Source organism: Synechococcus sp. WC101, assembly GCF_047461555.1.
Taxonomy (GTDB): domain Bacteria; phylum Cyanobacteriota; class Cyanobacteriia; order Thermostichales; family Thermostichaceae; genus Thermostichus.
Genome location: NZ_JANSHG010000153.1, coordinates 1 through 5792 on the forward strand (window position 1 = coordinate 1; position 5792 = coordinate 5792).

Genomic DNA, 5792 nt, shown 5'->3' on the forward strand with positions numbered 1-5792 from the left:
ATCCAAAGAATGAGTCGGCATTCCTTTCTCTCCTTCCTCTTGAATACCTGTACCCTATTTTAAATTAAAAGGCTGTAATTTGAACCAAATACCAAATAGAGGATGATTTTCCGAGTTCTTAAGGAAAGCTTAACTGCCTCTTTACCCAAATTCTCTGCTGAGAGTGGTGTCAGTAGTTGCGGTAAAAATGGGATCCCCGAAGGAGGAGTGTGCGGATGTGGGTTAGGGCTGCTCTGCGCCGTGCTGCGCAACTGATGGCAGCGTTAATGTTTTGCCTAGTGCTCTCAGTTTCTCTGAAAGGGTGCGGATCAGGGGGAGGATCGTTGCTCCCGCTTTCTCCTTTACCCACCCCGACAGCCACGCCCACCGCAACACCCACGCCGACGCCGACACCTCCTTTAGGAGCCTGTGATCCGAACGCCAACGTGACCCCGATTGGCACTGTCCAAAGCACTGGCTTCGCTTCGCCGCTGGTAGACCAAACTGTTACCGTTTCCGGGATCGTGGTGGGAGACTTTGAGAACGAAGGAGTAGCCAACCAAACCTATCTTCAGGGCTACTACCTGCAGGATGATGGCGACGGCAACCCGGCCACTTCCGATGGCATCTTCGTTTTCAGCGGTACGGCCAACAACGTCAGCCTGGGGGATAGGGTACAGGTGACGGGGAGAGTGGCCGAGTTTCGCCAGCAAACTCAGATCTCCAACGTTACCAACTTCACTATCTGCAGCTCCAACAATCCCCTGCCATCTCCGGTTCAGATCGCTCTGCCGCTAACTCCCGAGCAGCGGGAAGCTCTGGAGGGCATGCTGGTTACCTTCGGCAACCAGCCCCTGTTTGTAACCGACTCTTTCCTGCTGGGACGCCACGGGGAGCTGAGTGTAGCCACAGAGCGGTTGTTCACCCCCACGCAAATTGCGGATCCCAGCCAAGCGGCCGCCCTCCAGGAAGAGAACAACCGCAAACGGATCCGCATCGATAACCGGCTGCTCACCCAAAACCCGGATCCGGTTATCTATCCCACTCCTGGCGGTCTCAGCGCTGCCAACACGGTGCGGGGCGGGGATCGCGTCAGCAACATCGTTGGGATCATGACTCAGTTACGGGGCCGGAACGTCGCTGGCGACGTGGATGCCACCATCGACTACCGCATCCACCCCAACGATCCCAGCAACTTGCCGACGTTTCAGTCCGTCAACCCTCGCCCGCAAACTCCACCCGCGGTAGGCGGATCCCTGAAGGTGGCCAGCTTCAATCTGTTCAACTACTTCAACACCTTCGGCAACATTTGCTTCCCCAACAATTCCGAGTGTCGAGGGGCCAGGAACGCCGCAGAGTTCACCCGCCAGCGGGACAAGATCATCGAGGCGATTCGCCGCATGGACGCCGATATTGTGGGCCTGAACGAGCTGGAAAACGACGGCTATGGCCCGAACAGCTCCATCCAAGATTTGGTGAACGGTCTCAACCAGGTCATGGGGCCGGGAACCTACGCTTTTGTGGATGTAGGGGTAGCCAACCTAGGCGGTGATGCCATTACCAATGGTTTCATCTATAAGCCGGCTACGGTTGAAATTGCGCCTGGCACCAACCCCGCCTTTCTGGATACCGGGGAACTCACCCAAGATCCCTCGCTTCGTCGCCACCGCCCTCCCTTGGCCGTCACCTTCCGGCAGAAGAGCAACAACGCCATCTTCACGGTGGTGGTCAACCACTTGAAGTCGAAGGGATCCCCCTGTGATCCTGTCGACAACGATCCCTTCCAGGGCAATTGCAACGGCAACCGCAGGCGGGCTGCCCAGGAAATCCTGAACTGGTTGTCCACCAACCCCACCGGCTCCACCGATCCGGATGTGCTGATTATCGGGGATCTCAACGCCTACGCCAAGGAAGACCCGATCAAAGTCTTGGAGGAGGGCGGATTTACCAACCTCAACGGCCCCAACAGCTATTCCTTCAGCTTCCAAGGTCAGTGGGGATCCCTGGATCACGCCTTGGCCAACGCCAGCTTGAGGCCGCAAGTGACCGGGTCGGCCAAGTGGCACATCAACGCCGACGAGCCAGTGAGCCTGGACTACACCACGAGCTTCAAGAGCGCCTCACAGCAGAGCCTCTTTTACGCCCCGGATCCCTTCCGTTCTTCCGATCACGACCCGGTGATCGTCGGCTTGAACCTGACGCCGACGCCAACGTCAACCCCGACGCCAACACCCACACCGACCCCAACGCCAACCCCGACCCCGACACCCACGCCGACCCCAACGCCCACGCCAACTCCAACACCAACACCTCCTCCAGTTAACCTGCCTCTAACCGAAGACTTTGACAACTGCAACCCCGCTCCCGCTGGCTGGCAGATTGTGGATGTGGATGGCGACACCACCCGCTCTTGGCGCTGCGTCAATTCCTATGCCGAGGCCAACGCCTTCGGCGGCCAGCAACCGGGTGATGATTGGCTGATTACTCCGCCTCTGAACCTGGCTTCGGCCAACAACCCGGTTCTGACCTTCCGCAATCAGAGTTCCTTTACCGATAGCGGCGTTCCTTTTCCGCAACTAAGCGTTCTTTACTCCACCGATTACAACGGTGCGGGCACTCCGGCGGCGGTGCAGGCAGCCACTTGGACGGCCCTGACGATTCCCAATCCCTCTACAGGCCAATTTGTGGATTCTGGAAACATTTCTCTATCTGGGATCCAACCTCCTGGCCGTGTTTACATTGCCTTCCGCTATCGGTCTTCTGGCACAACTTCTGGCAGAGCCACTCGCTGGCGGGTGGATACGGTTAGGATTGCCGGGAATTAGGACTGGGATCCAAGTGCCAAACTGACTTCGATGGGCAGGAGCTGGGGGAGCGGCTTTGCTTCTCCAGCTTTCTTTTGCTCGCTTTTTTCCCTGAAAAGGGAGCCATATCAGGATTGGGGTAGGGTGGCGGCGTCCTTGTCTCAATCGAGACGACCTGGGATCCCCGCCTGAGCGCAGACCTGGCCCTGGCGATCGAACAGGGTTACCTGCACCGGCAGGGATCGAGCGGCATACTTTTGCACATAGGCTGTCGCCCGCTGGCGGATTTGTCGGGAAAGCTCCTGCAGCACCGGCTCTGCCCAGCCCAGATCCTTCAGATACTGCACCGCTGCCTCTACCGTCCTCAGCTCCAGCACCTGCCGCGCCTGCTCGGCTGTTCCCCCGCAGCGGATGAGGGCTGCCGCCAAGATCTCCAGGCGGGCATCGGCCACATGGCTGGAAGTGGTGAAAATGCCCCCCGCCAGCTTGATCAACTTGCCGTGGTAGCCGATCAAATGAATCGAGTCTGCCCCTCGCAATGCCGCTTCCACCAGCAGCGGCCCGATCCAATTGGCCACCAGTAGAATTTGTTCTGCTGGGATCCCTTGCCGCAAGGCCACCTGCTGCCCATGGCTGCCCACGCAAAAGGCCAGATGCCGGTGGTTGGCCAATTTCTGTTGCAATTCGCGGCGGGCCCGCTCCAGGCTCTCGGCACTGGCAGAAGGCTCCACCTCGGCCCGCGTTCCCAAGAGAGCCAGTCCCTCCAGCACCCCAAACGCCGCATTGGAAGTCCGCTCCGCCAAGAGTTTTCCCTCCGGCAAGATGATGCGCACCCGCAGGCGATACCCATCCGGGATCCCAGGCGAAAGATTGATCTCAAACAGGCGCCGAGCGTAAGCATAGATGGCCGGGCTGCCATCAGCATGCCGCCCCAGCCCCTCTCCCGCTTCCAGGAGCAAAGGCGGAGTGGCGGGATCCCGTTCCTCCAAGCCCACCCAGGCCCAGACCGGCGTGTTGCGGGTGAGATCCAGATGAGGGCCGGGATCCGAACGGGTAATGGCCAAAGCGGTGTTCTCCGAGAGAGCAGCCACCTGCTCCACTGGGATCCGGATGCAAACATCAGGGAACTGGGGCTCCACCTGCACTGCAATGACAGGATGAGCGCCGTCCTGCTCCAAAGGGATCCCCAGAAGGCGGCGGAGAGCGGCTTTAGCAGCAGCCACCGCAAACACGGGCAAGGTATAGCCCTGTTGTGACGAGGGGGGAACCGCATCCTGCATTTTTTGCCTGGAAATAGAGAGGAACCTGCTCTGGAAAAAACTTTGGAGAGAGCCTGTCTCAATTGTGGCCGACGCCAGCCAGCAGGACTGGCTTGATAGGGCAAACTCCTGAAGCCGACTTTAGTGCTCCAACCGCGTAATCGTTAAATGATCTGGGGGAAGAAGGGGAGGAGCGAGAACTTATCTCTTTCAATGAAAGTAAAGAGTCAGAACCGGGGCAGCTATGAGCGAAACTTTGCAGCACTATTTTGAGCGTCTGGAGTTGCAAATTCAGGAGCTGAAAGCTGCCATCGAGCGGATGCCGGAGCAGGTGGCGGCTGCTCTCCTGGCAAAGCAGGAGGCTAAAAAAAATGCCCCCGCCCCCTCCCGTTACAGCGTTCTCACCTCAGACTTGGTGGAAGATGGGAGCCACAACTTTTTGCTGGAGGAGGATCCCCCTGTAGTAAGCAACCGCAGCCCGGCGTATGAACTTGCTCCTGAAGCCCAGATCCAGCGCCTGAGCGCCCAGCTAACCGCTGCCTACAACCGCATTGCTGCTCTAGAAGAACAGCTCTTGGCGCAGCGCCTGCGGCAATGACCTAGCGAGGTTTCGGTGGAGGGGTGGCAAGTGTGCTGTTTTTGCGCTGCACATCTTGCATCTGGAAGCCGTGCTTGCGCAGCTCCTGATCCAACAGCAGCTCGTTTTCCACGTGATCCACAAACAGCACACCGTTGAGGTGATCGATTTCGTGTTGGATAACCCGCGCCAGCAGGTCGTCGGCTTGGAGGGTGCGGGGCCGCCCGGTTTCGTCCTTAAACGAAACCACCACCCCCTGCGGCCGCATGACCTCGCAGAAGACGCCCGGAATGCTAAGGCAGCCTTCCTGGCCGGCTACAACTTCGCCGAGGTACTCGCGGATCTCCGGGTTGATCAGCACCAGCGGTGGCACTTCCGGCTTATCGGGATAGAGATCTACCACAATCAAGCGCTTGGGAATGCCCACCTGGGGAGCTGCCAGGCCAATGCCATCGGCGCTGTACATCGTCTGCAGCATGTCTCGCGCCAACTGGCGGATCTCGTCGTTGACCTGGCTGACGCGCTTGGCCGGCTGCCGCAGCACCTTGTCACCCATGCGATGGATGCGCAGAGGCGGGTTTTTCAGCTTGGCTTTGGGGACAGAAAGGGTGGCCACCATCCGGCAGGTCTCTCAGAATAAACAACAGCAGACATCCCGTCTGGACTTCCATTCTACATTCAGTCCAAGCCGTGCCGAAGCGATGCGTCTGCTGTTCAGCTCCCCTCTGCCTCTGCCAGAGAAGCTGGGAATAGTTGCGTCAGCAGCACGGAGTGCTTGGGCTCGGCAGCGGGTAGGGCCGAAGGACTGGCTCGGGCTTGTTTGCAATCACCAAAACCCTGGCGGCGCAGGCCCCGTCCTCCCCCTTTCCCCCCGTATACGGGAGGATGCAAGGGGGGCTGGGGATCAGCCGCCTTCTATGCCATGTTCGCCAGCCCCACCCCGTTTGGGGAGGGTGCAGCGTTGTCAGTATCTGGGCTTAGGTCCAGGTTGGGGTTATGGCCTCCCCCACAAACATATGGCAGTCTCCCGCCCCTGTAGCTCGCGACAAGCGAGAAAGAATCCGGACTGGGGAGAAGGTCAATACAACTCGGAGCTGTCTTCCTCGACCTCTGGGGATCCCTGTTGGTCAATGGCTTGCTTGAAGCCCAGGGCCACCAGAATGTTGGAGAGGG

The 5792-nt window shown here is 59.0% G+C and carries 4 protein-coding genes; 2 read left to right on the forward strand and 2 right to left on the reverse strand.

Going from position 1 to position 5792, the window contains the following annotated elements:
* Window positions 1-323 precede the first annotated feature (323 nt).
* Entirely contained in the window at window positions 324-2804 is a 2481-nt protein-coding gene (locus NW809_RS10215) for an ExeM/NucH family extracellular endonuclease (RefSeq protein ID WP_414402059.1), read from the forward strand.
* A gap of 140 nt (window positions 2805-2944) precedes the next feature.
* Here NW809_RS10215 and cbiD read toward each other — a convergent pair whose 3' ends face one another.
* On the reverse strand, window positions 2945-4063 hold the full coding sequence (cbiD, locus tag NW809_RS10220; protein ID WP_011429040.1) for a cobalt-precorrin-5B (C(1))-methyltransferase CbiD: 1119 nt from the start codon (window positions 4061-4063) through the stop codon (window positions 2945-2947).
* 223 nt (window positions 4064-4286) lie between these two features.
* Between cbiD and NW809_RS10225 the strand changes: the two genes are divergently transcribed.
* Window positions 4287-4640, forward strand: a complete 354-nt coding sequence (locus tag NW809_RS10225; protein WP_011429041.1) for a hypothetical protein — start codon at window positions 4287-4289, stop codon at window positions 4638-4640.
* Window position 4641: 1 nt separating this feature from the next.
* Here NW809_RS10225 and def read toward each other — a convergent pair whose 3' ends face one another.
* Window positions 4642-5238: a peptide deformylase gene (gene def, locus NW809_RS10230; RefSeq protein WP_099812609.1), complete on the reverse strand. Its 597-nt coding sequence runs from the start codon at window positions 5236-5238 to the stop codon at window positions 4642-4644.
* Window positions 5239-5792 lie beyond the last annotated feature (554 nt).

Bases quoted from the DNA above. Each gene is read 5' to 3' on its own strand.
- cbiD (WP_011429040.1), bottom strand. From the start codon at position 4,063: ATGCAGGATGCGGTTCCCCCCTCGTCACAACAGGGCTATACCTTGCCC.
- NW809_RS10225 (WP_011429041.1), top strand. From the start codon at position 4,287: ATGAGCGAAACTTTGCAGCACTATTTTGAGCGTCTGGAGTTGCAAATT.
- def (WP_099812609.1), bottom strand. From the start codon at position 5,238: ATGGTGGCCACCCTTTCTGTCCCCAAAGCCAAGCTGAAAAACCCGCCT.